This window comes from Angustibacter speluncae (genome assembly GCF_054777815.1).
In genome coordinates this window covers 1-26,379 of sequence record NZ_BAAHAF010000104.1, presented here as the reverse complement: position 1 = coordinate 26,379, position 26,379 = coordinate 1, and the positions used below count along the sequence as shown (strand labels likewise).

The following is a 26,379-nucleotide window of genomic DNA, read 5'->3' as shown; positions in this document are numbered from 1 at the left end:
GGTGCGCCGCGCGACGGCCCCACCGGTGGGGCCGACGGCGCGGCTGCGGCACCTGCAGGCCTGGCGACGGTGCCTGGCGGGCGAGCCGGTCGACGAGACGGCCGCCGCGGGCGTGCTGGCCGCGCTCGACGACCCGTGGACCCGCGACGCCGTGGTGCTGTCGCTGGCCGGGGTCGACGACGTGGTCGTCGACGAGCTCGCGCTGTGCGGGCCGACCGAGCGCACGGACGAGGCGCTCGACCAGCTCTTCGGCGCGGCGAGCGGGCCGGCGCTGTCGCCGGTCGAGGAGGTGCTGCGTCCCGGCCGGGAGGTGCTGCTCGCGGTGGCGAGGTTGGCGCAGGGCCCGCGCCGGGCCGACCCGCTGGCGGTGCTCGCCTGGGCGTCGTGGTGGAGCGGCGACGGCGCGCTGGCGCACGACCTCGCCGACGCCGGGCTGCGCTCCCACCGCGACCAGGGCCTGGCCCGGCTGGTGGCCGACGCGCTCGGGGTGGGCACCCCGCCGGCCTGGGCGAGGGCGCGCCGCGCGGGCAGGGCCCGGCGACCGGGCGGCCGGGCCGGGCAGCGCCCGGACGACGGGTGGGGACGGTTGATCGAGGGCCCGTGGGGGCGGCTCGCGGCGGACTGACCCGCGCGTCTCGGGGAGCGGCCGCAGCGTCTCGCGCAGCGAGACGGCCGTCGGGGTCGGTTGCCGCTGCCGGAGGCGTGTTCGTACCCTGGTCGCAGGTCATGAGCGCCAGCGCCAAGCCCCGGCTCGCTGGCCGGCAACCCTCCTCCGCGGTGGGGTGCCCCGGGTGATGACCAGGTCCGTCGGCCCTCGCCGGCGGGCAAGCGCGGGCCCGGTCGTGTGGGCCCCTCGGACCTGGAGGCTCTCGCCGTGAACCGTTCCTGTCGCCCCTGACGCCGCTCCGCAGCACCGTGCCGCGGTCGCCGTGCCCGTCCCCGGGCCCGCGACCGACCTGACGCGGACCGGTTCCCACCGGTGCCGCCGCACGCCGGCCCCCCGACCCGTCGACGGCCGGACCTCGCGCACCGCGACGCAGCAGCCACGACGACTGCTGCACCCCGACGACACAGGAGACATCGCACCCATGACCACCGGTTGGTCCTTCGAGACCCGTCAGATCCACGCCGGCCAGAGCGCCGACACCGCGACGAACGCCCGCGCGCTGCCGATCTACCAGACCACCTCGTACGTGTTCGACGACACCCGTCACGCCGAGAACCTGTTCGCGCTGGGCGAGTTCGGCAACATCTACACCCGCCTGATGAACCCGACGACGGACGCCGTCGAGCAGCGCATCGCCGACCTCGAGGGCGGCGTCGGGGCGCTGCTGCTGGCGTCCGGGCAGTCGGCCGAGACGATCGCCCTGCTGAACCTGGCCGAGGCGGGCGACCACCTCGTGGCCAGCCCCAGCCTGTACGGCGGCACCTACAACCTGCTGCACCACACGTTCCCGAAGCTCGGCATCCAGGTGACCTTCGTCGAGGACCCGGACGACCTGGACTCCTGGCGGGCCGCCGCGCGGGAGAACACCAAGGCGTTCTTCGCCGAGACCATCTCCAACCCCAAGCAGGACGTGCTCGACATCGAGGGCGTCGCCGGGGTCGCGCACGAGGTCGGCGTCCCGCTGGTGGTCGACAACACGGTGGCCACGCCGTACCTCATCAGGCCGCTGGAGTGGGGTGCCGACGTCGTCGTGCACTCGGCCACGAAGTACCTGGGCGGGCACGGGACCGCGATCGCCGGCGTGATCGTCGACGGCGGCACCTTCGACTTCGCCCAGCACCCGGACCGGTTCCCGCAGTACAACACCCCGGACCCGAGCTACCACGGCCTCACCTACGGCAAGGACCTCGGCGTCGGCAGCGCCCTCGGCGCGAACCTCGCCTACATCCTCAAGGCGCGGGTGCAGCTGCTGCGCGACCTCGGCCCCGCGGCGTCGCCGTTCAACGCGTTCCTCATCGCCCAGGGGCTCGAGACGCTCAGCCTGCGGATCGAGCGGCACGTGCAGAACGCCACGGCGGTGGCGCAGTGGCTCGAGGCGCGCGCCGACGTCCGCTCGGTGGCGTACGCCGGCCTGGCGTCGAGCCCGTGGAAGGCGCAGGCCGACAAGTACGCGCCTCGCGGCGCCGGGGCGGTGCTGGCGTTCGAGCTCGACGGCGGCGCCGAGGCGGCGAAGCGGTTCGTCGACGGCCTCACCCTGCACAGCCACGTGGCCAACATCGGCGACGTGCGCTCGCTGGTGATCCACCCGGCCAGCACCACGCACAGCCAGCTGACGGCCGAGGAGCAGCTCGCCGCCGGCGTGACGCCCGGCCTGGTGCGCCTGGCCGTCGGCCTCGAGCACGTCGACGACATCCTCGCCGACCTCGAGCAGGGCTTCACCGCCGCGAAGGGCGACCTCGCGCAGTGACCGACGAGCAGCACCAGCACGGCGGCGGGTGGCGCGAGGGCGACGAGCCCGGGCGCCGCCGGTTCGTCGACGTCGGCACGCTCGCGCTCGAGAGCGGCGACCGCCTGCCCGGCGTCCGCGTCGCCTACGAGACGTGGGGGACGCCGTCACCCGACGGCGACAACGCCGTGCTGGTGCTGCACGCCCTCACCGGGGACAGCCACGTCACCGGTCCCGCCGGCCCGGGGCACCCGACGCCGGGCTGGTGGGAGGGGCTGATCGGCCCCGGCGCGGCCATCGACACCGACCGCTGGTTTCTGGTGGCGCCGAACGTGCTGGGTGGCTGCCAGGGCACGACCGGCCCGTCCAGCACGGCGCCCGACGGCCGCCCGTGGGGCAGCCGGTTCCCCTACGTCACCGTGCGCGACCAGGTCGCCGCCGAGATCGCTCTGGCCGACGCGCTCGGCATCGGCACCTGGCAGCTGGTGGTCGGCGGCTCGATGGGAGGCATGCGCGCCCTGGAGTGGGCGGTCACCGTCCCGGACCGGGTCGCGCGGCTGGCCGTGCTGGCGTCGACCGCCGCCGCCAGCGGCGACCAGATCGCCTGGTGCTCGCCCCAGCTCGACGCGATCCGGAGCGACCCGGCCTGGCTGGGCGGCGACTACCACCACGTCGGTGACGGCCGCGGCCCGGTGGCCGGCCTGGCCGTGGCCCGGCAGATCGCGCACGCCACGTACCGCAGCGGGGCCGAGCTCGACCTGCGCTTCGGTCGCAGCGAGCAGCCCGGACCCGGGGTCGGGCGCGGCGGCAGCTTCGCGGTCGAGTCGTACCTGCAGCACCACGGCGGCAAGCTCGCCCGCCGGTTCGACGCCGGGTCCTACGTCGTCCTCACCGAGTCGATGAACTCCCACGACGTCGGCCGCGGACGGGGCGGCGTGGCGGCCGCCCTGTCGCGCGTCACGGCGACGACGGTGGTGGCCGGCGTCGACAGCGACCGTCTCTACCCGCTGGCGCAGAGCCGCGAGATCGCGGACGGCGTCCCCGGCTGCGCGGGGGTGGAGGTCGTCTCCTCGCCGTACGGGCACGACGGGTTCCTGATCGAGGTCGAGGCGGTCGCCGGCCTGGTGCAGGCGCTGCTCTGCGGGCACGCCAGCGCCCGCTGACCCGCCCCTCTCAGTCGCGGGGGGCTCAGGCGTCGAGCAGCTCGACGAGCCGGGCCCGCAGCGTGGCCCACGACCGGGCGAAGGCGGCGTGCAGGTCGAGCGCCGCGACGGCGTCGACCGGCGTCCACGCCAGCCGCACCGACTCCTCGTTCGCGGCGACGGGGCGCACGCCCGGGTCGACGAGCGACCCGAGGACGGTGGTGTAGCTCCAGTCGCCGTGGTCGGTGGTGAGCACGGTGCCGAGCACCCGCACCGCCGCCGCGGGCACGCCGGTCTCCTCGGTGGTCTCGCGCAGGGCCGCCTCGACGGCGTCCTCGTGGCTGTCGGCGGCGCCGCCGGGCAGCGCCCAGGTGCCGCCCTGGTGGGTCCACGGCGCGCGCAGCTGCAGCAGGACCTCGGGCTGCGGCGCCGGGCGGTGCAGCAGCAGGCCCGCGGCGCCGTGCACGCCCCAGTGGCGCAGCCCGCAGCGGCACTCCACCCACCCGTTGCCGTCCAGCGCGCCCACGGCCGCGAGCGTACGGGCCGTTGCGGTCCCGCCCGCGCTCCGGTCCGTGCGGCGACGCGGTGCGGCGCCGCGGGGCCCGGCACACCTTGCCGTGCGGCCGCCGTCCGGTAGCGTCGCCCACCACGGCCGCCCCGCGGCCGGGGAGCGCACCAGCCAGAGGGAGGCAGCGATGTCGATCGTCGTCGGGTACGTGGCCACCAAGGAGGGCAAGGCGGCGCTGCGCGCCGCGTCCGCGGAGGCCCGGCTGCGCAACGCGCGCCTGGTGGTGATCAACAGCAACCGCGGCGGCCGCGACCTCGACCGCGAGGACGCCGCGAAGTACGAGGAGGAGCTCGACCTCGTGCGCCGCCAGCTCGACGACGCCGGGGTGGAGCACGAGGTGCGCCAGCTCGTCCGGGGCGTCGAGCCCGCGGAGGACCTGGTGAAGGTCGCCGAGGACACCTCGGCCGAGCTCATCGTCATCGGGCTGCGCCGCCGCACGCCGGTGGGCAAGTTGATCCTGGGCTCGAACGCGCAGCGCATCCTGCTCGACGCGCCGTGCCCGGTGCTGGCCGTCAAGGCCGACGAGGACTGAGCCACGGGGGCGGGTGCCCCCTCGGGAGCGGTGCGCGCGTGCGGGTGAACCCGCCGCGCGAGGGGTTTGGTCGGGCTCCGTGGTGGGCACGTGTCACAATGGAGCGCTTGACAGACCCTCTGCCGCCGCACGCCCTCGAACCGGTCGGGCGGGGCACAGAACGGGCCCGTCGGGCGTTGTACCCCATGGCCCGCCCGCGCCACCGCCCCGCGCGGTGCGGTGGGTCACGACCCAGGTTCCACCACTGAGAGGCAGTCCGTGACGTCGGTCGCCAGCAACCGTCCCCTCCCTTCCGAGTTCTCCCACCCCGCGCTGCAGGACGTCCTGCGCGCCGGCCGGTCCACCGGCTCCGTGCGCGCCAGCCGTCTGCGTGAGGCCTGCGAGCAGGCCGAGGTGCCGATGGCGAGGATGCGCTCGGTGCTGCGTGCGCTCGACGACGCGGGCGTGCAGGTCGAGGTCGACGTCGTCGGCCGCGCCGACCGCGCCGCCGCGGCGACGTCGACGCGCTCCTCGAGCACCACCGTGGCGACGAAGAAGGCCGCTGCGAAGAAGACCGCGGCCAAGAAGGCCCCCGCGAAGAAGGCGGCGCCCGCGGCCGAGGTCGTCGAGGAGGCAGCCCCGGCCGCCGCGAAGAAGGCCCCCGCGAAGGCGGCCGCCACCAGGACCGCGGCCAAGAAGACGGCTGCGAAGAAGACCGCCGGCGCGGCGGCCGAGGCCGCCCCGGCCGACGGCGAGGCCGTCGACGGCGCCGAGCCCAAGGACGCCGACACCGCCGCCGCCGCGGAGGAGGAGACCAAGGACGAGTCGTTCACCCTCGCCGACGACGACGAGGAGGACGCGCCCGCGGTCCAGGTGGCCACCGCCGGCGCCACGGCCGACCCGGTCAAGGACTACCTGAAGCAGATCGGCAAGGTCGCGCTGCTGAACGCCGGCGAGGAGGTCGAGCTCGCCAAGCGGATCGAGGCGGGCCTGTTCGCCGACGAGAAGCTGCACTCGGGCCAGAAGCTGACCCCGACCGCGCGCCGGGAGCTCGAGTGGATCGCCCACGACGGGCGGATGGCGAAGAACCACCTGCTCGAGGCCAACCTGCGGCTCGTGGTGTCGCTGGCCAAGCGCTACACCGGCCGCGGCATGCAGTTCCTGGACCTGATCCAGGAGGGCAACCTCGGTCTGATCCGCGCGGTCGAGAAGTTCGACTACACCAAGGGCTTCAAGTTCTCGACGTACGCGACGTGGTGGATCCGCCAGGCCATCACCCGCGCGATGGCCGACCAGGCCCGCACCATCCGCATCCCGGTGCACATGGTCGAGGTCATCAACAAGCTCGCCCGCGTCCAGCGGCAGATGCTCCAGGACCTGGGCCGCGAGCCCACCCCGGAGGAGCTCGCCAAGGAGCTCGACATGACGCCCGAGAAGGTCGTCGAGGTGCAGAAGTACGGCCGCGAGCCGATCTCCCTGCACACCCCCCTCGGCGAGGACGGCGACAGCGAGTTCGGCGACCTGATCGAGGACTCCGAGGCGGTCGTCCCGGCCGACGCCGTGTCGTTCACGCTGCTGCAGGAGCAGCTGCACTCGGTGCTCGACACGCTGTCCGAGCGCGAGGCCGGCGTGGTCTCGATGCGGTTCGGCCTCACCGACGGCCAGCCCAAGACGCTCGACGAGATCGGCAAGGTCTACGGCGTGACCCGCGAGCGGATCCGTCAGATCGAGTCCAAGACGATGAGCAAGCTGCGCCACCCGTCGCGCTCGCAGGTGCTGCGCGACTACCTCGACTGAGACGCGGAGCCGCTGTGCGGTGTTATCGCAGGTCAGACCCGGTTTCGCGGGGCCTGACACGCCGAAGGTAACACCGCACAGCGCTCCTAGTCCAGATATCGCGCTACTCTGGGCGGCATGACTCAGAGCGAAGCGCCCAGCGGTGGGCTCAGCAGGCGGGTTCAGATCGCTGTCCGCGCTGTAGTGCTGGTCTGGGCTCTCATCGTGGGCGTCCTGATCCTCACCGACGTGCTCCCGTTCTACCTGGGAGCGCTGCTCGGGCTGATCGTCATCGCCCCGCTGTCGTTCTGGGTCGACTACCGCAAGCGGCGCCAGCGGTACGAGGCTGGCTCGTGAAGCGAAAGGCTGGTCATGGCGGGCCCTGACCTCGCCTCCCTGCTTCCGTCTTGGGAGCTGGCACTGCGAGCCGAACGCAAGTCACCGCAGACCGTGAAGTCCTACGGCGACGGCGTGCGCCGATTCCTTGCCTGGTGCGAGGCTGCTGACCGACCAGCCGTGCTCGACCGAGCCAGCGTCAACGCCTTCACGAACACGCTGCTCGAGGACGGTGCCGAGCCCGCCACGGCCCGCGCCCGCCAGCTCGCCCTGCGCCGGTTCTCCGCATGGCTGGTTGAGGAGGACGAGGCCAACACCGACCGCCTGCTCGGGCTGAAGGCGCCGCGGCTCGACACCAAGGTGGTCGACCCGCTCACCGAGGCCGAGCTGAAGGCGTTGATCGCCGCGTGCGCCGGGAAGGAGCTGCGCGAGCGCCGCGACGAGGCCGTCATCCGGTTCATGCTCGAGACCGGCGCCCGGGCGGGGGAGGTAGTCGCGCTGCAGGTGGCCGACATCGACCTCAGCGCCGGCACCGCGGTCGTCCGCCGCGGCAAGGGCGGCAAGGGCAGGGTCGTCCCGTTCGGCCCGCAGACCTCCCGGGCGCTCGACCGGTACCTGCGGGTCCGCCGCACCCACCGCCTGGCTGCGTCACCGACGCTGTGGGTGGGGGACCGGGGCAAAGAGTTCTCCTACTACGCCCTGCACAAGACACTCGCCCACCGGGCTGCCGTGGCGGGGATCGCGGACTTCCGGCCGCACCGGCTGCGCCACACCGCGGCGCACCGCTGGCTCGCTGCAGGCGGATCCGAGGGCGGGCTCATGGCCGTTGCCGGTTGGACCCGCCCCGACATGCTCATGCGCTACACCAAGGCGCAGGCCTCGGCCCGGGCCGCGGACGAGGCGCGCAAGCTCAACCTGGGGGACGTGTGAGCCGCCGGCGCAGCAGGGACGTTGTCGCATCCACGGACTTCCTCATCGCCGATCTGCGCGTCGTGCTCCTGTGCGCCCTCGACGAACGTCACGAGCTCGGACGCCTACTGCGAAGTTCCGTCCCCGACGCCTGGAAGATGGGTCGAGACGAGGCCTGGTGGTCGGACGGACGAGGTAACGCCGTCTGGCAACACCCGGGAATCTTCGTCGAGGCCGAATCGATGACGGCCGCACCAGACGCCATCCTCGGCAGATGCGCTGCATGCGAGAAGCGCACCGGGGAGCGGCAGATCCAGCGGTGGACGTGGGCCCAAGCCGTCGCGCGCCTGGACTCGGCCAGTGCGACCGGGGCGCGCGACACGCGGACGTCGATGACCTGATCGCGCACAACGCCTGTTAGCGTTATGCGCAATAGCCCTAGTGGCCGGTGGGCACGGAGCCGCCGATGACGCACTTCCGTGAAGCACTCGATCTGTGTTGCTTCATGGAGGTCCCCCGTGACCCGCAGTCTCGACCCCGCAGACCGCTTTCTGTCGGCGTCCATCGCAGCAAACACCCGGTGGGCCAACGAGCCTGACCGGACCGCCGCGACGTCCCCCGCGCGCGCCGCCTTCAACAAGCGATTCGAAGACGAAGTCGACCCCGAGCGCCGGCTGAGCCCTGAGGAGCGGGGCAAGCGAGTCGAGAACGCGCGTCGCGCGTACTTCATGCGTCTGGCACTACGGTCCGCGCAGGCCCGCCGATCCGGGCGGGCTGTCGCTTGACCCCCGGACGACGAAACGGCCCCGCGGGCAACGGGACCGTCTCTCAGAGCAGCGTGGCGGCGGCATCTGTTGTCCCTACTGTCGCACAGACAAGTTCTCAGTGGGACCCGGACGCGCTGAACGAGCGCGCGGCGATGACCCGACTGCCCGGGTACTGGGCCGGGTACATGTCCGGCTTGATGGCCGGCATCCCGATCGGGCGTGAACAGCTCGAGGATGAGATCCGCCGCGCCTGGCTACCCGTCGCGCGATACGTCCGCGGCCTTGGTGTACCGACGTCCCGGACGTACGCCGAGCTGGTCGCCATCCGCGAAGCGAACTTCCGCACGGCGCAGCCGGTTCCGACCGTCGCAGAGTGCGAGGCGTCCTGGCAGCCACTCCTGCAGAGGAGGGCGGCATGAGCGCGCTCGAGGTCAAACGTGACTGGCAGGACGAGCGTTCCGCGTTCCTCGGGAACGTTCCGGGAACGGAGGAACAGGGCGTTCCTGCGTTCCTACCCCCTACCCCCAGGAACGCGGAACACGACCCTGGGCTGTTCTTCGACGTCGCAGGCATGCTCGCTGGCGGGCTTCCCGACCCGCCCAAGCCGGTGCTCGCTCGCCGCACCGACGGGCATGCGCTCTTCTACTCCGGCCAGGTCAACGCCGTGTTCGGCGACCCCGAGAGCGGCAAGACCTGGCTGGCTGTCGCCGCCTGCGTCGAGGCTCTGGCGGACGGCAGGAAGGTGCTGTTCCTCGACCTCGACCACAACGGCCCCAGCGCCACAATCGACCGCCTGCTGTCCCTGGGTGCTGACCCTGCGGTCCTTGGTGACCTGGCGTTCTTCCGGTACGTCGAGCCGGATGACCGCGGGCACCTGGCGCAGGTCGTCGCCGCATGCGCCGCCTGGCGTCCAGCAGTGGCCGTCGTTGACAGCGTCGGAGAGCTCATCCCGCTGTTCGGCCTATCGTCCAACAGCCCGGACGACTACAGCACCGTCCACGCTGCGGTCTGCAAGCCGCTCGCTCGCGCGGGCGCGGCGGTGATTCTGATCGACCACCTCGCGAAGGCGCAGGAGTCCCGAGCGTCCGGCCCGACCGGTACAGCAGCGAAGAAGCGCGCCATCGGCGGAGTCAGCCTGCGAGTTGTCGTCAAGGACGCCTTCACCCCCGGTGTGGGTGGGGCAGCGGCCATCACCGTCCACAAGGACCGCCATGGTGGCCTGAGGCGGCATTGCGAGACCGGTGAACGTGAGCCCTACGCCGGCACGTTCGTCCTCGAGCAGATCGACGACGTCTTGCAGTGGCGCATCGCCGCTCCGCGCAAGGACGACCGCGCACCCGGCCTCGTCCCTCTCGACGACATCGCTGAGCTGGACGCACTGGCCCCACCGCCTGCCTCCGTCGACGACGTCAAGGGCCGCCTCAAGTGGGGCAGCGACCGCGCCACACGCGCTCTCCGGGAGTGGAGGGACCTGCGTTCCTCCGTTCCTGGGGGTGGGGGTCAGGAACGCGGAACGCAGGGTCCAGAAGTCGGGGAACTGCTGTGAACCACCGACCTCGTTGCGATCTGCCGCCGCCGACCTCAAGCCGCACCCGACTGTCGGACGGACGCCGATTCCGCATCGACCGCTGCCCCGACTGCGGAGCAGTCGCCATCCACCAGGAGGACACCCAGTGAGCCGCAGGGGCGAGCACTTTTGGCCCACCCACCGACGCAAGAAGAAGACCAAGGCCATCCGCTGGCGCCGCCAGCTCATCGAGAGGACCCGCAATGCCTGAGATCGAAGTCCCGTCCGTTGTCACCGAGGGCCGCCGCACCCGCATCGACCCCTACGCGGTCAACCCGATCGCCGACGACTACCGCGGCGTCAACGCCGAGACCTACGCCGTCGCCCTCGGGGAGTCCGAGCCGCCGCGGCTGTTCGGCAACGGCCGCAGCCACGTCCCCACCACCACCGCATCTGGCCTCGACCCCGAGAGGCTGCTCGACCTCCCCTACGCCATCAGGCACGCCGTCGCCGCCGAGCCCGACCCGGCCGTCGTCCACGGCCTCATCGAGCAGTACGGGCACGACCCGCACGCCCGCATCGACCACGAGGGCCTGACCGCCGCCATCCGCCGCGTGTCCGACTGGGCCTCCGGCAAGACCTACCGCGACGCGCAGAAGGAGAACATCTGATGCCGCACCTCGGCGACGTCCTCGCCCTCATCGACCGGTACACGTCCGCCGGCGTCACCCTGACCGACCGCATCAACCACGGCGTGCAGACCGCTCAGTGGTTGCGCACCAACCCCGTCCCGCAGCCCGAGCCGGTGGACCTGCTCGAGGCACCCACCAACACGGTGCTGCAGCGGATGGTCGACCAGGCCCTCAGCCGCGGCCTCGCCAACGACCTCGGGATGGCGAACACCACGACCCAGGACGAGCTGCGAGCAGCCCTGCAGGACGCCCTGATCGAGCACGCCGACGACGCACTCGACCAGTTGCGCCCCACGTTCGACGCCGCGGTCAAGCAGGTCCGTGCAGCCGTCGCCGCCGGCATCCGCCCGCACCACACCTCGGACGCGGTAATCGACCTCGGCGACAAGGCCGTCCGTGCATGGCGACACCTGGCGCAGGCCACCGCGACCCTTGACGACCTCGGCGGTCTGCGGATCGCTCAGGCGACGATGCTCGACCTCGCCCCGCACAACGCGCACGGCGACATCTACTGGGCCGCCTGCTTCACCGCGACCGACCTGCCCTGGCACAACGGCCGCGAGACGTTCCAGCAGAAGTGGCTGCGCCTCGCCCACGCCGACGACCTGACCCTGCACAACCTCGTCGACACCGCCGCCAACACCGCCGCCATCGAGAAGCGCAACCGCCGGCCCCTGGTCGTCGACACCACCGACGGTGACTCCGACGCCAGCCTCGGCATCAACCCGAGCTGGGGAGCACCGAGGCGATGAAGACCACCGACAGCGGCGTCAACGTCACCCACGCCCGTTCCGCAGGTACACGGGCACCGGGAGCGATGGTGAGGACAACCGAGGACGGGCGAGGTACGGCGCCCGCGTCACCTGCAGCCTCGCCAGCGCCGCTGTCGGCCCCCATCCACCCCTCCCCCCACCCCCACGGCGTAATGCCGGAGCGTTCAGACGCTGCCTGTGCGCACAGGTTTGGGGGTTTACACCCGTGACTGATCTAAGCCGGTTCCCGCGGTGCAGGGCATGCCTGGTGGTGCTGCCGCCCGCCATCCGGCAGGGGCCGGCGCGGGTGTGGTGCGGGGAGACGTGCCGGCGGTGGGCTCACCGGCATCCGGGCCAGACGCGGGACGCGGGGGTGGCTTGCTCGGTGCCCGCGCTCGAGGTGTGGGCGACGTGGGAGTGGGACCCGGTGGTGCAGCCGTGGGGCTGGCCGGGGCTGGGTGTGCAGCAGCGGGCGCGTGAAGTGCTGGCTGGAATTAATGACGAGAAGGATGGTGCGTAATGGCTAGGAGTCCTGGTGGTCGTTCTGCGGGTCGGGTGTCGATCCGCGTTGTCCCTGACGCGACATTGTTCCGTCCGGACCTGCTCAAGACGCTGCAGCGCATGGAGCGCACCACCTCGCTGGGTGTGAAGCTGCAGGTCGACGCCGCGCACTTCCGTGCGCAGCTACAGGCGGTCAGTAGGCGCCTCGCTGTCCCGGTCAAGGTGGAGCGCAGCCCGCTGCTGCTGAGCTATGTCGAGGCGTATCGGGCGATGGTCGCGTACGCCCGCGCCCACCCGGTCAAGATCTTCTTCGACACGGACGACGCGGTTCGTCGTGCCCGGACGCAGATGGCTGCGTACCGACTGCGGATGCCGCTCAACCTGGACGTCGCTCAGGCCAGGCGGGACTTCGTGAAGCTCTGGGCGCAGTTCCGTGCCTACGCGCGGCAGCGGCCGATCCCGATCAACCTCGAGCCCAACGTGACGGCGTTCGAGACGCGCCTGCGGACGGCGCTGCGGGACCGGACGATGAACGTCGAGGTGAATCAGCGGGGCAACGCCCTGCCGCTGCTGAACCGCATCCTCCGCCTGCCGCGGAACCTGTTCGGCGGGATCGTCGGCAATGTGGAGTCGCTGGCGAAGTTCGCCAGCCTGTCAGCCCTCGCGTTCGCGGGACTGAGCGCGGCACTGGCGTCCACTGTGCAAGTCACCGGTGGGCTCATCGCCGCGCTGGGTCAGGTCGCGGGGCTGGTGGCGTTCCTGCCCGCCCTGGGTCTCGCCGGCGCCGCAGGTCTTGGCGCTCTCGCTCTTGCATTCACCGGGCTGAAGGACGCCGCAGGTCCGGCCGCACAGGTACGCGACATCGTCGTCGGCCTCAAGGACGAGTTCGGCGCCCTCCGCGCAACGGTGCAGGACAACTTCTTCGGCATCCTCGTCGGCCCGATCCGCGACCTGGGGAACAACTGGATCCCGCTGCTGTCGGACGGACTGGGCAACGTCGCCGGCCAGCTCGGTCGCGCCGCTGCGGGCATCCTCAATGTCCTGAACTCTCAGCAGTCCCTGGTCGACGCGCAGACGGGCCTGAGCAACACCACCGCGCTGTTCGCCGGCATCGCCAACGCCGCCGCGCCGCTGACGCAGGCGTTTCGGGACCTGGCCGTCGTGGGTAGCGGCTTCTACCCGGAGTTCGCCCGCGGCCTCGCTGACGCGTCCGCCAGGTTCGGTGCGTTCATCGCCCAGGCCCGGGCCGACGGGTCGCTGCAGGCGTTCATGCAGACCGCCCTGGACGCGGTGGGGCAGCTCGGGCGCGCCCTCGGCAACATCGGTGACGCGTTCGGGTCGCTGTTCGCCGCCGCCAACGCGTCCGGCGGTGGGTTCCTCGGAACGCTCGAGTCGGTCACTGGTGCGTTCGCTGACCTGCTCGCCCGCCCGGAGGTGCAGTCCGGGCTGTCGTCGTTCTTCACTGCGGCTCAGGCCGGCTTGGGGACCTTCCTGGACGCCCTCACCACGGTCCTGCCGGGTGTCCTTGGGGCGGTCGGGCCGCTGCTGGGCACTCTCACGCAGCAGGTCGGCAGCGTCCTCGGCTCACTGGTGTCCGCGATCGGCCCGGTCATCCAGACACTCGCGCCGGCGTTCGAGCAACTGGCCGCCGCACTGGGCCCGTCGATCGTCGCGTTCTTCTCCGCGCTCGCACCGAGCCTGCAGGCCGTCGCCGGATCCCTGATCCCCGTCATCGACGCGGTGGCGACCTCCGTGCCGCCGCTGCTAGCCGCTCTCGCGCCCGTCCTGGGCGAGCTGGGACGTTCGGTCGGCGAGGTGTTCAGTCAGCTCGCCACGGGCGTCATCCCCGCCATCGCGGACGCGTTCATCGAGCTGCTGCCCGTCGTGTCCGCACTGCTGCCCGTCCTGACGGACCTTGCGCTGCAGTTCCTCGACCAACTCCTGCCGGTGCTGCCGCAGATCGTCGAGGTGCTCGCCCAGGGCGCCCCGTACTGGATCCAGCTCATCGAGCTCGCCGCCACGCTCGCGCCGCTGGTGCTGGCGATCACCGGCGCGGTCCTCGGTGCGGTGGGGTCGTTCCTGGACTTCATCACCACCAACGAGACCGTGCAGCAGACCATCGCCACCACCAGCGCCGGGCTGACAGCGCTCATCGCGTGGACAGAGACCCTGGTGAAGGCCGTCCTCGGCATGAAGGACACCCTGGCCACCTCGTTCAGCATCGCCGGCACCGCCGTCGTCGCGTTCAAGGACAAGTTCATCGAGGCGTTCGGCAAGATCAAGACCGGCGTTGCGGAGAAGGTCGGGGACGTCGTCACCACCCTGGGTGAGCTGCCCGGCAAGGTCGCCGCCGCCATCGGCGACCTCGGGTCCCTGCTCTACGAGAAGGGGCAGGAGGTCATCCAGGGCCTGATCGACGGCATCGCTTCCAGGATCGAGAGCATCCGCCGCGTCATGTCCTCGATCACGGACGAGATCGCCAAGTTCCTGCCCGGCTCCCCGGTGCGCGAGGGCCCGCTGAAGGTGCTCAACAACGGCTACGCCGGCGGCAAGATCGTCGAGATGCTCCTGGACCCGATCAAGTCGAACGGGTCGGCCATCACCGGCGCCATGAACAGCCTCACCGCTGGGTCGTTCGCCGGGGCAGGCGGAGCAGCAGCCCTCGGCCGTGGCGGCGACGTCATCTTCAACGCCCCGGTCGGGTGGGACCCCGACACCGTCGCCCGGAAGATCGCCGCGAAGCAGCGTGACGGCATGGCCCTGGCTGGCCTGCTCGGAGCCGTCTGATGGGCCGGCACCGACCCGCCGGGGCGGACCCGGACCAGGCAGTCCGGGACGCCGTCGCCATGACGACCCTGCTCGTCCAGCAACCGGGCGAGCGGGGCGTCATGGCCGCCCTGACCTACACCAACCAGATGAGCAACGCACAGCTCCGTGCGCTGACGGTCGCCCAGGCACACCTGCACCAGCAGGCCCTCGAGATGGCGGCTCAGGGCTACAACCTGACCGACCCTGACGAGGTGGGACCTTGACCTGCCCCGCCCGGTCACTGTCGAGACGATGTTGATCGCGAAGGGCCTGGAGCTGGCTCACCACGTGCCATAGGCGCAGCAAACCTATGCAAACGAATGCTTCGAATGCCCAACTGGGAGGTCCCAATCCCCGCGAGTCCACCGTTCGACGCCCTACGCTGCCCCAACAGCGGTTGCAGGGTCTTCAGCGGGGGAGGTGTACTGCCGATTGGGGTACTGGAAGAAGCACACCCGCAAGGACCTTGAGGAGGTCTTGGAGAGGGTTCATGAGGCCGGTTGGAGGATCGAGGATCCGCCGACCTACTATCAACTCAAGTGTCCGTGCGGGAACCATCACCGGTTCTTTCACCTCACACCGAGTGATCCGAACTACGGCAAGGTCCCACCCAGGGGTGGCGCCCCCGACCTTGTGGATTGCTGAACGGATGCACGAGTCGATCAGTGCTTGCGCGGCTTCGAAGTCATCCGCCTCGCCATCAACCTCGATAGTGACGACGGATCGGATGAGGTCGGCGGAGACAGCGGGGTTGTGGATGCCACAGCCGGTCTCTTCCAGCTCGAGAAGAGCGTTCATGATCTCGCCAGCAGCACGCTCAAGCTGCTCGGCGGTGATGTCGGCGGCTTGGAACTCACCTGTGAAGCCGACGTGCGCGCTCACGACTCCTCCTCGTCTTCCTTCTTCATGCATGGCTGGCGGAGCACCCACTTCAGGGTGGGACCTGTCGGCTGTTCAGAAGCACTCGGAGCTAGTGGACGCCTGACAGCAACCAGTCGTTGTGCCAGGAGCCCCGGACCTCATGGTCCGGGGCTCCTGGCGTCTAGGGGGCCCTATCCAGGCAGCACCAAGAAGACCTGCCCGACGACGCCGTCCTGCTCTACGAACTCGTCGGTGGGATGCAGCGCAAGGAGGGGGAGCCCGGGCAGCATCAAGGCCAGTTGGCCAGCCTTGCGGACGAGCTCGTTCGCCGCGTAGCCGGCGATCTTGTTGCGGTCCAGCCAGTGACCGTCAGGGAAAGGCAGTTCCTGGACCTCGCGGAACCCAGGCCCGGCCCGGAGCACGATCCAGTCCGGTTCGGCGCGCGAGTCCATGCTGAACGGTAGCGTCACAGCGTTCGCGGCCGGTGCGGCGCGACGGCGCCCTGGCTGACGAAGTACTCCCGCAGGCCAACGGTGAGCGCGCTGACCGTCGCCGGGGTGAAGTGCTGGGACGACAGGACGAACTGCAGGTGCCCGGCCTCGAGCACGAATCGCACGATCGATTCGTCCTCGTCGTCAGTGGCGGCGAGCAGCAGGTCGAAGGACCGGAACCCCTCCAGGCATCCGGACTCGAGGTCCCAGGCGTTCTCGATCAGCCACTCCCAGGCTGCCATGAGTGCGTCTGCGCCCCACTGGGTAACCCCGTCGGCGGAGACGGTCCACACCATGATGGTGCTGGTCCCGACGATCATGTCGCCGCCCGGGCGGCGGTCAGGGTCTCTGAGCACGAGCAGGTTCAGGGGCTGCACGGCGACGACGGAGGTCACGACAGCTCCACCGCGTCGCAGACCTCCAGGATCGCCGCGGCGAGCTTGCGTGCCTCGGTCACGGTCAGGGAGTCCCCACCGATCAGCACCTCGACCGCGTCACGCTCGACGCTAACCCCGACGGGGCCGAGAGCGACCCAGTCGTTCTGGTACGCCTCCACCTCGACGGGCACCGGGACGGTCTGCTCCGTGGCGTTCTCGGGGGTGCGGAACGCGGTCGTCATCGGCGTCCGGGTCCAGCGGATGTTGTCGTCGAACTGCTTGGCTCCGGTCGCCCAGGACGGCTTTTCCCAGCGGGTCACGAGGGTGGCGTCGGTGGTGGTGTCGTTCTCGGTCATGGTCGCGCTCTCCTTCGGGTTGGCGCACTCGTCGCACAGCCGCGACGAGAGCAGGGGGGAGGTGGTCTGCCACTGCCACGTCGATGCCGCAGCGCGAGCACTGCCCATCGACGACGGTGTTTCAGTCGATGCTGGTCGGCGTCTCAGACATCACAGGTGCAGGTGTGGTGGTCGCCGATCTGGATGCGGTGCTGCCCGCAGTGGCAACAGACGTAGACAGTCACGCCGCGCTCTCCTCAGTGCAGGATATTTCACCCCACACCGCTCCTGACCTGCGAGTTCACACCGCTCAGACGCACAGCGCTCAGTGGCTCCTAGTGCGCGACTACCTCGACTGAGGTCCCGCACCACCCACGACGCCCCGTCCCCGCACCGCGGGTGGCGGGGCGTCGTCGCGTTCGCCCGCGGGACCCCTCGGCGGATCGTCATCCTGGTGCGATGGGGGACTACCGGCTGCGGTACCACGGCTCGAGCTGGTCGGCCTCGCTCGTGGACCGGCTCCTGGCCCTGCCCGTCGCCTTCGGTCCGCCGGCGGTGCTGTTCGCCCTCGTGCCACCGACCGGTGGCTCCTACGGAACGGCCGTCCTCCACGTCGGCCTCGCGCTGGCGCCGATCTCGCTCGGGGTCCACCGGTGGTTGCAGGGACGGCGGCACGACCGTCGGCGCGGGCCGGTCCGCGGCCGACGCGGGTAGCGGCCTGCGTCGCGGCCGGACGCCCCTGGGGACGGCCGGCGTCCCGACCGCGTCCGCGGCAGTACCGTGTCGGCCGTGACCACGGGGGGCGAGTCGTGCTGATCCCGCTCGCCGTCCCGTTCGTCGACGCGAGCGCCGCGGCGCTGTCGTGGTCGCTGGGGGAGCCGGAGCAGGACGCGCTGTGCGCGTCCGCCGTCGACCTCGGCGACCTGCTGCCGGGGGCGGCGCTCGAGCTTCGGGTGCTCGGGGCCAGCCACCAGGTGCGGGTGCGGTGCCCGCACGACGACGGTTCGCCGGTGCTGTCCGAGGTGGTCGCCTGCCTCCCCGGGCGCGCGGGCGGGCTCCCGGAGCGCCACGAGGAGCAGGTGGGACGCACCGGCTACCGGTTCGCCTCGACGGTGCACCGCACCGACCCCGACGGCGTCGCCCGCGCGGTCGACGACCTGCTGCGCCGGCTCGGCGACGCACCCGACGCGCTCGTCGGCGTCTTCCCCGGACGCCGGCACGCCGTGACCGCGATCGAGCCCGTGCGCGGGCGGGTGGGCGACGAGGTCGAGGTCGGCTGGACGACCTGGCACACCTACCCCGAGGCGGGCGAGGTCGTCCGCACGTCCACGACGCTGCGGGTACCTGTGCACGGCGTCCCCGGGGAGCGGTCCGGGGCGTGTACGGTCTGCGACGGCCCGGGTGAGGTCGTGGGCGCCGCACGGCGCCCGTCCGGGACGGGGACCACGAGGGGGGCACCATGATCCGCAGGGGCAGGCTGCTGCTCGCGGCCGCGCTGTCGGCCGTGCTGCTGGTCACCGGCTGCGGCCTGGGCACCGACGTCGAGGGCGTCCTCGACGAGGTGTTCGAGCGCTCCAGCGGCGACGACGACGGCACCGCGCAGGCCTGGACCACCGACTCGGACGTGTCGGCCGCGGTGTCGACGGTGTCCGACAAGGCCCAGCCGGTCGACCGCGTCGACGCCGGCGACGCCACCTACCTGCGCTACGACGACCACATCGCCCGGTTCGCCGCGGCGGGTGCGGGCGCGGCGGGCACCCTCGTGCTGCTCGACGGCTACGAGTCAGGACGGCAGCGCTGGTTCGACGACGTCGGCCAGGAGTTCGGTCCCGCCGACAGCGGCACCGACGACGACGGCAAGTGAGCAGACAGGGAGACCGCAGATGACCACGGACCTCGTCGACGGCAGCATCGCCAGCGTCGCCTACCTCGGGGTGGGCGTCGTGCTGCTCGCCCTCGGCTACGCGGTGGTCGACCTGCTGACCCCCGGCAAGCTGGGCGAGCTGATCTGGAAGCAGCGCAACGTCAACGCCTCGATCGTGCTCGGCTCCGGCCTGGTCTCGATCGCGATCGTCATCGTCACCGCGATCCTCACCAGCGAGGACCAGCTCGGCGCCGGCCTGCTGTCGACGGCGGTCTACGGGCTGCTCGGCATCGTCATGCTCGCCGTCACGTTCGGCATCGTCGACGTCGCCACCCCGGGCAAGCTGGGCGACACCCTCGTCGAGGAGCGCCAGCACCCCGCCGCCTGGGTCACCGCCGTGCTGCACGTGGCCGTCGGCGTCATCGTCGCCGCCTCGATCTCCTGAGCCGGCGCTGAGCACCACCCCGACGACCGAGACCGCCGAGCCCGCACCGCCCGGACCGGTCGCCGACCTGCCGCTCGCGCCCGGGCCGGCCCGGTTCGCCGTCCTGCTGGCCGTCTTCGTCTGCGCCGCCTGCGGCCTGGTCTACGAGCTCGCCCTCATCGCGCAGGGCTCGTACCTGGTCGGCGACACCGTCGGGCACGCCTCGACCGTCCTGGCCGTCATGGTCTGCGCGATGGGCGTGGGCGCCCTGCTGGCCAAGCGCTGGCAGCCGAGGGCAGCCCTCGGGTTCGCCGTCGTCGAGCTCGTGCTGGCCCTGCTGGGCGGCCTCAGCGTGCTCGCGCTCTACGCCACGTTCGCCTGGCTCAAGGTCTACGGCGTCGGCGTGCCCGTCGTGGCGGCGGTGCTCGGGGTGCTCATCGGCGCCGAGATCCCGCTGCTGATGACGCTGCTGCAGCGCATCCGGCGCCAGGACGCCGGCTCGGCCGTCGCCGACCTGTTCGCCGCCGACTACCTCGGCGCCCTCGTCGGCGGTCTCGCGTTCCCGTTCCTGCTGCTGCCGCTGCTCGGCCACATGCGCGGCGCGCTCGTCGTCGGCGTCGTGAACGCGCTCACCGGCGCCGGCGTGGTGCTGTGGCTGTTCCGCCGCGAGATCTCCCGCCGGGCGCGGGCCGGGCTGGCCCTGGCCACCGCGGTCGTGGTGGCGGCGCTGCTCGCGACGCTCGGCCTGGTCGCGCCGTTCGAGGTGGTGGCCCGCCAGGCGCTCTACGCCGCTCCGGTGGTGCGCGCGCTCGACACCCCGTACCAGGAGATCGTCGTCACCGAGGGCGTCACGCTGCGCGGCGATCCCGAGCTGCGGCTGTACCTCAACGGCGACCTGCAGTTCTCCAGCACCGACGAGTACCGGTACCACGAGGCGCTCGTCCACCCCGCGATGACGGGGACGCACCAGCGCGTGCTCGTGCTCGGCGGCGGCGACGGGATGGCCACCCGGGAGGTGCTGCGCCACGACGCGGTGGCGAGCGTGACCCAGGTCGAGCTCGACCCGGCGATGACCGAGCTCGCCACCGGGTGGGACCGGATGCGCGAGCTCAACGACGACTCGCTGCTCGACCCGCGCGTCGACGTCGTCGCGGCCGATGCGTTCGCCTGGCTGCGCACCGCGCCCGACCGCTACGACGTCGTCGTGGTCGACATGCCCGACCCCGACTCGGTCGGGACGGCGAAGCTCTACTCGCAGGAGTTCTACTCGCTGCTGACGAACGTGCTCGCTCCCGGGGCGCGCGTCGTCGTGCAGGCCGGGTCGCCCTCGTGGGCGCCGAACACGTTCTGGTGCATCGAGGCCGGCATGCGCGCCGCCGGCCTGCAGACGCTGCCGTACCACGTCGACGTCCCGAGCTTCGGCGACTGGGGTTTCGTGCTCGCCACCGCGGCGGGGGAGGAGCGTCCCGTCCTCGACCTCGACCCGGACGGTCCGGCGGCCCGCTCGCTCGACGCGCGCACCCTCGCCGCGGCGCAGGTGTTCTCGCCCGACCGGCTCCGCGACGACGCGGTGCCGTCGACGCTCGACCGTCCCCGCATCCTCGACCTCGTCCGCTCGGAGTGGCGCACCTCGCGCTGACGCCGCTGCACCTTCGGGCAGTGGGACCACGTCAACGCGGCGGCGGCCGAGCGCGTGGTCAGGGTGGACGCCGCACCCGCGGCGCCCACCCCGGCGACGAGGAGGTCGTCATGTCCCGCTGGCTCTCCCGCTCCCTGCGGCTGACCGCGCTCGCGGTCGCCGTCGGCCTCGCCACCTCGCTGGCCCCCGGCACGGCGCAGGCGGCGCCGTTCTGCGGCCAGGTGTGGGGCTCCCTGCCCGAGTCCGACCTGCGGATGGACGTCGACGCGATCGACGGGGTCCGCGCCGGCCGGCACGCCTGCTTCGACCGGCTCGTCGTCGACGTGCACGGTGACGTCGCCGGGTACGACGTGCGCTACGTGCCGCAGGTGGTGCAGGACGGCTCGGGGTTCCCGGTGCCGCTGCGCGGCGGCGCCGACCTGCAGGTCGTCGTGCGCAACCCGGTCGTCGACCGGCTCGGCCACGTGCACTGGGACCCGGCCCGTCCGGCCGAGCTCGTCGACGTGGCCGGCTGGCGCACGTTCCGCCAGGTCGCCTACGCGGGCTGCTTCGAGGGGCAGACGACGATCGGCCTCGGGGTCCGCGCCCGCCTACCGTTCCGCGTCCTCGCCCTCGACGGCCCCGGGGACGGGTCGCGCCTGGTGATCGACGTCGGTCACCGCTGGTGAGCTCGTGCCGACCGCTGCCCGGCCGTAGGTGAGGCGCCGCAACGCCACCTCGGCCGGGCCGCGTCGGCCGCCGGCCGCGAGCCACGCCGCGCCGGCGACGGTGAGCAGCCAGACGCCCACGGCCACGACCGCCATCGACCACGACGACAGGTGGCGTCCGAGACCGAGGCCCCAGGCGGCGAGCAGCGGCGCGCACAGCAGCGACTGCACGAGGTAGCCCGACAGCGACCGCTCGCCGAGCGCCCGGACGGCCCCGACGACCCGCCCCTGCCCACCGGCCCGCACCGACAGCCGGTGGGCCAGCAGGCCGAAGCAGGCGACGTAGCCGACGCCGGCGAACAGGCCGGTCGTGGCCTGGACGGGGAACAGCGCCCACGCGACGCCGTCCGGCACCTCGAGCACGCCGAGCTGGGCCAGCGCACCCGGCAGGCCGCCGAGCCAGCCGACGGTCAGCCCGGCGACGGCGACGCGCCGCAGCAGCGGCAGGTGGCGTGCGGGCTCCTCCAGCACGCGGTGGCGGGCCGCCTGGAACGCGAGCAGCACCACGAGCGGCACGACCAGCGTGAACACGCCCTGCAGCAGCAGCAGGATCGTCCAGGTGACCAGCCGGTCGCCGACCGAGGCCAGGTAGTCGGGGTTCGCGATCGCGTTGCCGAGGTCGGGCCCGGACCCGACGTCGTCGACGGTGAGCAGGTCGCGCACCGACCACGCGTAGGCGACGACCAGCGCGGTGCCGGCCACCATCAGCCCCAGCAGCACGCCGGACCAGACCCGCAGCACCCGCTCGCTGCGGCGCAGGAACAGCCAGCACGTCACCAGACCGACGAGGCCGTAGATGCCGAGGATGTCGCCCTCCCACAGCAGGGCGGCGTGCACCAGGCCGAAGGCCAGCAGCCACCAGTGGCGGCGACGCAGCAGCCGGCGCACGCCCCGCTCGGGCACACCGGCCTCCTGCTGACGACGGTGCAGCTGGACGATGCCGTAGCCGAACAGGAAGGCGAACATCGGGTAGGTGCGCAGGTCGACCGCGACCAGCATCACCGCCTGCACCGCGCGGTCGGCGAGCGAACCGGTGAGCGGGTGGCCCGACGTCAGCCCGTGCTCCAGGCCCCACAGGTAGTACGGGGTGTTGGCCAGCACGATGAGCAGCAGCATCGCCCCGCGCGCCAGGTCGGGAGCGAGCGCGCGCTCGCGGGCGGTGACGGGGCCGCGCGGGGCGGCCGGGGCTGCGGTGCCGGTCGTGGCGGTGCCGGTCGGGGTGCTGGTCGTGGCGTCCATGCACCGATCGTCGCGGCGCACCCGGGGGCGGGGCATCTGCCGACCGGCCGACCCGGTCGTCCACCGGTCGACGGACGCCCGGCCGAACGGCCGGGGTCGGTGCTCGTGGTGCGGGCTGTCAGCCCGCGGCGCCCTGCCAGACCGCGACGCCCCAGGCGGCGGCGGCGAGCAGCGCCGCGCCGAGCTCGACCAGGATGCCGAGCCCGACCGCGCCGAGCGCGAGCAGCGACGACGAGCGCGCCGCCCGCCAGTCGCGCAGCCGGTGGTACTCCATCGCGGCCAGGCCGACGACGAACCCCACCACCAGCCCGATGACCGGGATGAGGAAGAAGGCCGGGATCGCCACCAGCCCGGCGACGAGCAGCGAGCTGTTCGGCACCTCGGAGCGGACCATGACGCGGCCGGCGGTCAGGTACTTCAGCAGGGCGCCGGCGCCGAGGAGCAGGACGACGACGCCGAGCGCGATCCAGGCGCCGAGGGTCTGCACGACGAGCGCCCAGACCAGCACGGCGGCCGCGATGAGCAGGCCGCCGGGCAGGATGGGGAGCAGCGTGCCGAGCACGCCGACGAAGATCGCGATGCCGCAGATGACGGTGATGTCGTCGCGCAGCGCGTCCACGGGCGAGGACCCTACCGGGCCCCGCCCGGTGTCAGGAGGCGGACTCCTCGGACAGCCGCGCGCTCTCGTCGGTGATGTCGGCGTCGAGCTCACGCAGCCGGGCGTCGTGGGCGCGGCCGTGGTGGGCGCAGAACAGCAGCTCGCCGCCGGACGACAGGACGACGCGGACGTAGGCCTGCGCGCCGCAGCGGTCGCACCGGTCGGCAGCGGTGAGGTGGTTGGCGAGCGTCGTGGTCACGGTCGGTCCCTCCTGGTGCCGTCGGTGGTGGTGCGGGTGGTGCTCGTGGAGCTGGTCGTACGGGTCGTCGCACCGGGGTTCGGAGCCGTCGTGCCCGTCGGTTTCCCTGGGTTCATCGGTCGTTCCATCGCCTGGCTCAACCATCAGACCACACCGGATCCTTCCCGGTTCCGCGGCCGGGGCGTGTTCGCTGCGCGCGTAGCCGATTCGTTGTGAACCGGGTCACCCGATCGTGACCGCCCGGGTGCATCCACGGGGCCCCAGGCGCGCCCTGCCGGGTGCCGTCGGGGGCCGGGGCTAGGCTCGGACGGTGCCCGCGAGCTCCACCACGACCACCCGGCCCAAGGCCGACCCGAAGGCGTACACCGCCCGCCACCTGTCGGTCCTCGAGGGCCTCGAGGCCGTCCGCAAGCGGCCGGGCATGTACATCGGGTCCACCGACTCGCGCGGCCTGATGCACTGCCTGTGGGAGATCATCGACAACGCGGTCGACGAGGCGCTCGACCAGCACGCGTCGGCCATCGCGGTGATCCTGCACCCCGACGGCTCGGTCGAGGTGCACGACGACGGCCGTGGCATCCCGGTCGACGCCGAGCCCAAGACCGGCCTGTCCGGCGTCGAGGTGGTCTTCACCAAGCTGCACGCCGGCGGCAAGTTCGGCGGCGGGTCCTACGCGGCGTCCGGCGGCCTGCACGGCGTGGGCGCCAGCGTGGTGAACGCGCTGTCGGCCCGGCTCGACGTCGAGGTCGACCGCGGCGGGAAGACGTACGCGATGAGCTTCCGCCGCGGCGAGCCCGGCGTCTTCGCCGACGCCGGGTCGGGCCCGGCGCCCGACTCCTCGTTCGAGGCGTTCACCGACCGCTCCGAGCTGCGGGTCGTCGGGCGGGCGAAGAAGGGCGTCACGGGCACCCGCATCCGCTACTGGGCCGACCGGCAGGTCTTCACCAAGGACGCCTCGTTCACCTACGACGAGCTGGTCACCCGCATCCGGCAGACGTCGTACCTGGTGCCCGGGCTCCGGCTCACCGTCCGGGACGAGCGCGGCCTGCCCGGCACGCCCGGCGAGAGCGGACCGCACGAGGAGGTGTTCGTCCACGAGGGCGGCATCAGCGAGTTCGTCGAGCACCTCGCCCACGACGGCGGCGTCACCGACGTCTGGCGCCTGCACGGCACCGGCCACTTCACCGAGACCGTGCCGGTGCTCGACGCGATGGGGCACCTCGAGCCCACCGAGGTCGAGCGCGAGTGCGTCGTCGACGTCGCGCTGCGCTGGGGCACCGGCTACGACACCACCCTGCGCACGTTCGTGAACATCATCGCCACGCCCAAGGGCGGCACGCACCAGTCCGGGTTCGAGGCGGCCCTGCTGAAGACCTTCCGCAAGCAGGTCGAGCAGAACGCGCGCCGGCTCAAGGCGGGCAACGACAAGCTCGAGAAGGACGACGTGCTCGCCGGCATGACGGCGGTGCTCACCGTCCGGCTGGCCGAGCCGCAGTTCGAGGGCCAGACCAAGGAGGTGCTCGGCACCTCGGCGGTGCGCGGCATCGTCTCGCGCGTCGTCGAGAAGGAGCTGACGGCGCTGCTGAGCTCGACGAAGCGGGGCGAGAAGCAGCAGGCGGCCTCGGTGCTCGAGAAGGTCGTCGCCGAGATGAAGGCGCGGATCAGCGCGCGGGTGCACAAGGAGACCCAGCGCCGCAAGAACGCGCTCGAGACCTCGTCCCTGCCGGCCAAGCTCGCCGACTGCCGCAGCGACGACGTCGAGCGGTCCGAGCTGTTCATCGTCGAGGGCGACAGCGCCCTCGGCACGGCCAAGCTCGCGCGCTCGTCCGACTTCCAGGCGCTGCTGCCCATCCGCGGCAAGATCCTGAACGTCCAGAAGGCGTCGGTCACCGACATGCTGAAGAACACCGAGTGCGCGGCGATCATCCAGGTGATCGGCGCGGGCTCGGGGCGCTCGTTCGACCTCGACACCGCGCGCTACGGCAAGATCGTGCTGATGACCGACGCCGACGTCGACGGCGCGCACATCCGCACCCTGCTGCTGACGCTGATGTTCCGGTACATGCGTCCCCTGGTCGAGGCCGGCCGGGTGTACGCCGCGGTGCCGCCGCTGCACCGGGTCGAGGTGATCGGCGCGGGCCGGGCCAAGAACGAGGTCGTCTACACCTACTCCGAGCCCGAGCTGCACCAGCTGCTGAAGAAGCTGGCGCGCTCGAACAAGCGGTACAAGGAGCCGATCCAGCGCTACAAGGGCCTCGGCGAGATGGACGCCAACCAGCTGGCCGAGACCACCATGGACCCGCGGCACCGCACGCTGCGGCGGGTCGGCATCGGTGACGCCGAGCGGGCCGAGCGGGTGTTCGAGCTGCTGATGGGCAACGACGTCGCCCCCCGCAAGGACTTCATCGTCGAGGGCGCGGCCGGGCTCGACCGCGACCGCATCGACGCCTAGACCGTCGCCCGCACCTCCACCCCCAGCACCTCGACGAGCGAGGCCGACGCCAGCAGCAGCGACCGCGAGCGGCGGTCCAGGTCGGCCCCGCGGCCGCGCAGCAGCGCGGTCACCTCGCCCCAGCCGGTGGGTCCCGTGAGGTGCGGGACGACCGCGCGGACGGCCGGCACGGGGTGCCCGGCGAGCCGCAGCTGGTGCACGACCCGCACCGTGCGCACCTGCGCCGGCGTCCAGGTGCGCGCCCCGCGAGGGCCGCGGTCGGGAGCGACCAGTCCCTCGGCGTCCCAGTGCCGCAACGTCGAGGCGGGCACCCCGAGCGCCCGGGCGAGCTCGCCGGTGCCCATCGCGTCCGCCGGCAGGGCGTCGTCGACGAGCTCGGCGGCGACGGCGGCCGCGGCGGTGAGGGCGGCGGCCAGGGCGAGGCGCTGGGCGTGCAGGGCGGCGTGCGCCGCGACGAGCAGCCGCACCAGC

General features: G+C 72.3%; 29 protein-coding genes and 1 riboswitch. Of the genes, 20 read left to right on the top strand and 9 right to left on the bottom strand.

Going from position 1 to position 26,379, the window contains the following annotated elements:
- The 3 genes from ACYVKY_RS13290 to metX form a co-directional block, all read left to right on the top strand.
- Positions 1-625, top strand: a 625-nt coding sequence (locus ACYVKY_RS13290; protein WP_460435472.1) for a DUF4192 family protein, incomplete at its 5' end; no start/stop codon positions are given.
- Between the two features lie 97 nt (positions 626-722).
- A riboswitch (SAM riboswitch) is annotated at positions 723-837 on the top strand.
- 251 nt (positions 838-1,088) lie between these two features.
- The gene (locus ACYVKY_RS13285) at positions 1,089-2,414 is read left to right on the top strand and encodes an O-acetylhomoserine aminocarboxypropyltransferase/cysteine synthase family protein (protein ID WP_460435471.1); all 1,326 of its coding nucleotides are present in this window, start codon (positions 1,089-1,091) and stop codon (positions 2,412-2,414) included.
- Entirely contained in the window at positions 2,411-3,556 is a 1,146-nt protein-coding gene (metX, locus tag ACYVKY_RS13280; protein ID WP_460435470.1) for a homoserine O-acetyltransferase family protein, read from the top strand. The genes ACYVKY_RS13285 and metX overlap by 4 nt, the downstream gene beginning before the upstream one ends.
- A gap of 25 nt (positions 3,557-3,581) precedes the next feature.
- Here metX and ACYVKY_RS13275 read toward each other — a convergent pair whose 3' ends face one another.
- On the bottom strand, positions 3,582-4,061 hold the full coding sequence (locus ACYVKY_RS13275; RefSeq protein ID WP_460435469.1) for an NUDIX hydrolase: 480 nt from the start codon (positions 4,059-4,061) through the stop codon (positions 3,582-3,584).
- Positions 4,062-4,230: 169 nt separating this feature from the next.
- Here ACYVKY_RS13275 and ACYVKY_RS13270 point away from each other — a divergent pair, with 169 nt between their 5' ends.
- The 9 genes from ACYVKY_RS13270 to ACYVKY_RS13230 all read left to right on the top strand — a co-directional run bounded on the left by ACYVKY_RS13270 (position 4,231) and on the right by ACYVKY_RS13230 (position 14,886).
- A complete protein-coding gene (locus ACYVKY_RS13270) occupies positions 4,231-4,635 on the top strand; it encodes a universal stress protein (RefSeq protein ID WP_460435468.1) in 405 nt (134 codons plus the stop codon).
- A gap of 258 nt (positions 4,636-4,893) precedes the next feature.
- On the top strand, positions 4,894-6,411 hold the full coding sequence (locus ACYVKY_RS13265) for an RNA polymerase sigma factor (protein WP_460435467.1): 1,518 nt from the start codon (positions 4,894-4,896) through the stop codon (positions 6,409-6,411).
- A 204-nt stretch (positions 6,412-6,615) separates the two neighbouring features.
- Positions 6,616-6,747 carry a hypothetical protein gene (locus ACYVKY_RS13260; RefSeq protein ID WP_460435466.1) on the top strand — a complete coding sequence of 44 codons (132 nt, stop codon included), beginning with the start codon at positions 6,616-6,618 and terminating at the stop codon, positions 6,745-6,747.
- 15 nt (positions 6,748-6,762) lie between these two features.
- The gene (locus ACYVKY_RS13255) at positions 6,763-7,656 is read left to right on the top strand and encodes a tyrosine-type recombinase/integrase (protein WP_460435465.1); all 894 of its coding nucleotides are present in this window, start codon (positions 6,763-6,765) and stop codon (positions 7,654-7,656) included.
- 1,161 nt (positions 7,657-8,817) lie between these two features.
- The gene (locus ACYVKY_RS13250) at positions 8,818-9,948 is read left to right on the top strand and encodes an AAA family ATPase (protein WP_460435464.1); all 1,131 of its coding nucleotides are present in this window, start codon (positions 8,818-8,820) and stop codon (positions 9,946-9,948) included.
- A 224-nt stretch (positions 9,949-10,172) separates the two neighbouring features.
- The gene (locus ACYVKY_RS13245; protein WP_460435463.1) at positions 10,173-10,580 is read left to right on the top strand and encodes a hypothetical protein; all 408 of its coding nucleotides are present in this window, start codon (positions 10,173-10,175) and stop codon (positions 10,578-10,580) included.
- The gene (locus tag ACYVKY_RS13240) at positions 10,580-11,353 is read left to right on the top strand and encodes a hypothetical protein (protein WP_460435462.1); all 774 of its coding nucleotides are present in this window, start codon (positions 10,580-10,582) and stop codon (positions 11,351-11,353) included. The genes ACYVKY_RS13245 and ACYVKY_RS13240 overlap by 1 nt, the downstream gene beginning before the upstream one ends.
- 621 nt (positions 11,354-11,974) lie before the next feature.
- A complete protein-coding gene (locus ACYVKY_RS13235) occupies positions 11,975-14,641 on the top strand; it encodes a phage tail protein (RefSeq protein WP_460435461.1) in 2,667 nt (888 codons plus the stop codon).
- A 59-nt stretch (positions 14,642-14,700) separates the two neighbouring features.
- Positions 14,701-14,886, top strand: coding sequence for a hypothetical protein (locus ACYVKY_RS13230; RefSeq protein WP_460435460.1), 186 nt, complete (start codon positions 14,701-14,703; stop codon positions 14,884-14,886).
- Positions 14,887-15,070: 184 nt separating this feature from the next.
- On the opposite strand, the gene ACYVKY_RS13225 is transcribed toward ACYVKY_RS13230, so the two are convergent.
- The 4 genes from ACYVKY_RS13225 to ACYVKY_RS13210 form a co-directional block, all read right to left on the bottom strand.
- Positions 15,071-15,544 (bottom strand): hypothetical protein, encoded by a 474-nt coding sequence (locus tag ACYVKY_RS13225; protein WP_460435459.1) that lies wholly within the window; start codon positions 15,542-15,544, stop codon positions 15,071-15,073.
- A gap of 170 nt (positions 15,545-15,714) precedes the next feature.
- Positions 15,715-15,975, bottom strand: a complete 261-nt coding sequence (locus tag ACYVKY_RS13220; protein WP_460435458.1) for a hypothetical protein — start codon at positions 15,973-15,975, stop codon at positions 15,715-15,717.
- Between the two features lie 14 nt (positions 15,976-15,989).
- Positions 15,990-16,409: a hypothetical protein gene (locus ACYVKY_RS13215; RefSeq protein WP_460435457.1), complete on the bottom strand. Its 420-nt coding sequence runs from the start codon at positions 16,407-16,409 to the stop codon at positions 15,990-15,992.
- Positions 16,406-16,747, bottom strand: coding sequence for a hypothetical protein (locus tag ACYVKY_RS13210; protein WP_460435456.1), 342 nt, complete (start codon positions 16,745-16,747; stop codon positions 16,406-16,408). The genes ACYVKY_RS13215 and ACYVKY_RS13210 overlap by 4 nt, the downstream gene beginning before the upstream one ends.
- Before the next feature lie 83 nt (positions 16,748-16,830).
- Between ACYVKY_RS13210 and ACYVKY_RS13205 the strand changes: the two genes are divergently transcribed.
- From ACYVKY_RS13205 to ACYVKY_RS13175, 7 genes are all read left to right on the top strand, one after another.
- The gene (locus tag ACYVKY_RS13205; protein WP_460435455.1) at positions 16,831-17,085 is read left to right on the top strand and encodes a hypothetical protein; all 255 of its coding nucleotides are present in this window, start codon (positions 16,831-16,833) and stop codon (positions 17,083-17,085) included.
- 100 nt (positions 17,086-17,185) lie between these two features.
- On the top strand, positions 17,186-17,440 hold the full coding sequence (locus ACYVKY_RS13200; RefSeq protein ID WP_460435454.1) for a hypothetical protein: 255 nt from the start codon (positions 17,186-17,188) through the stop codon (positions 17,438-17,440).
- A gap of 95 nt (positions 17,441-17,535) precedes the next feature.
- Complete coding sequence (locus ACYVKY_RS13195; protein ID WP_460435453.1) at positions 17,536-18,189, top strand: DUF2617 family protein; 654 nt, start codon at positions 17,536-17,538, stop codon at positions 18,187-18,189.
- Positions 18,186-18,590: a DUF4247 domain-containing protein gene (locus ACYVKY_RS13190; RefSeq protein WP_460435452.1), complete on the top strand. Its 405-nt coding sequence runs from the start codon at positions 18,186-18,188 to the stop codon at positions 18,588-18,590. Before ACYVKY_RS13195 ends, ACYVKY_RS13190 begins: the two co-directional genes overlap by 4 nt.
- Before the next feature lie 19 nt (positions 18,591-18,609).
- On the top strand, positions 18,610-19,035 hold the full coding sequence (locus ACYVKY_RS13185) for a DUF350 domain-containing protein (RefSeq protein ID WP_460435451.1): 426 nt from the start codon (positions 18,610-18,612) through the stop codon (positions 19,033-19,035).
- Between the two features lie 67 nt (positions 19,036-19,102).
- Positions 19,103-20,653, top strand: coding sequence for a polyamine aminopropyltransferase (locus ACYVKY_RS13180; protein ID WP_460435473.1), 1,551 nt, complete (start codon positions 19,103-19,105; stop codon positions 20,651-20,653).
- Between the two features lie 110 nt (positions 20,654-20,763).
- Entirely contained in the window at positions 20,764-21,321 is a 558-nt protein-coding gene (locus ACYVKY_RS13175) for an AMIN-like domain-containing (lipo)protein (protein ID WP_460435450.1), read from the top strand.
- Here the strand turns inward: ACYVKY_RS13175 and ACYVKY_RS13170 are convergent.
- The 3 genes from ACYVKY_RS13170 to ACYVKY_RS13160 all read right to left on the bottom strand — a co-directional run bounded on the left by ACYVKY_RS13170 (position 21,244) and on the right by ACYVKY_RS13160 (position 23,456).
- The gene (locus tag ACYVKY_RS13170) at positions 21,244-22,599 is read right to left on the bottom strand and encodes a DUF418 domain-containing protein (RefSeq protein WP_460435449.1); all 1,356 of its coding nucleotides are present in this window, start codon (positions 22,597-22,599) and stop codon (positions 21,244-21,246) included. The two genes, ACYVKY_RS13175 and ACYVKY_RS13170, sit on opposite strands and share 78 nt — an antisense overlap.
- Positions 22,600-22,717: 118 nt before the next feature.
- Positions 22,718-23,218 (bottom strand): DUF456 domain-containing protein, encoded by a 501-nt coding sequence (locus ACYVKY_RS13165; protein WP_460435448.1) that lies wholly within the window; start codon positions 23,216-23,218, stop codon positions 22,718-22,720.
- Between the two features lie 31 nt (positions 23,219-23,249).
- The gene (locus tag ACYVKY_RS13160) at positions 23,250-23,456 is read right to left on the bottom strand and encodes a DUF7455 domain-containing protein (protein WP_460435447.1); all 207 of its coding nucleotides are present in this window, start codon (positions 23,454-23,456) and stop codon (positions 23,250-23,252) included.
- Positions 23,457-23,766: 310 nt separating this feature from the next.
- Here ACYVKY_RS13160 and ACYVKY_RS13155 point away from each other — a divergent pair, with 310 nt between their 5' ends.
- On the top strand, positions 23,767-25,908 hold the full coding sequence (locus tag ACYVKY_RS13155) for a DNA gyrase/topoisomerase IV subunit B (RefSeq protein ID WP_460435446.1): 2,142 nt from the start codon (positions 23,767-23,769) through the stop codon (positions 25,906-25,908).
- On the opposite strand, the gene ACYVKY_RS13150 is transcribed toward ACYVKY_RS13155, so the two are convergent.
- A partial coding sequence (locus ACYVKY_RS13150) for a MerR family transcriptional regulator (RefSeq protein ID WP_460435445.1) occupies positions 25,905-26,379 on the bottom strand: 475 nt, incomplete at its 5' end. The genes ACYVKY_RS13155 and ACYVKY_RS13150 overlap by 4 nt on opposite strands.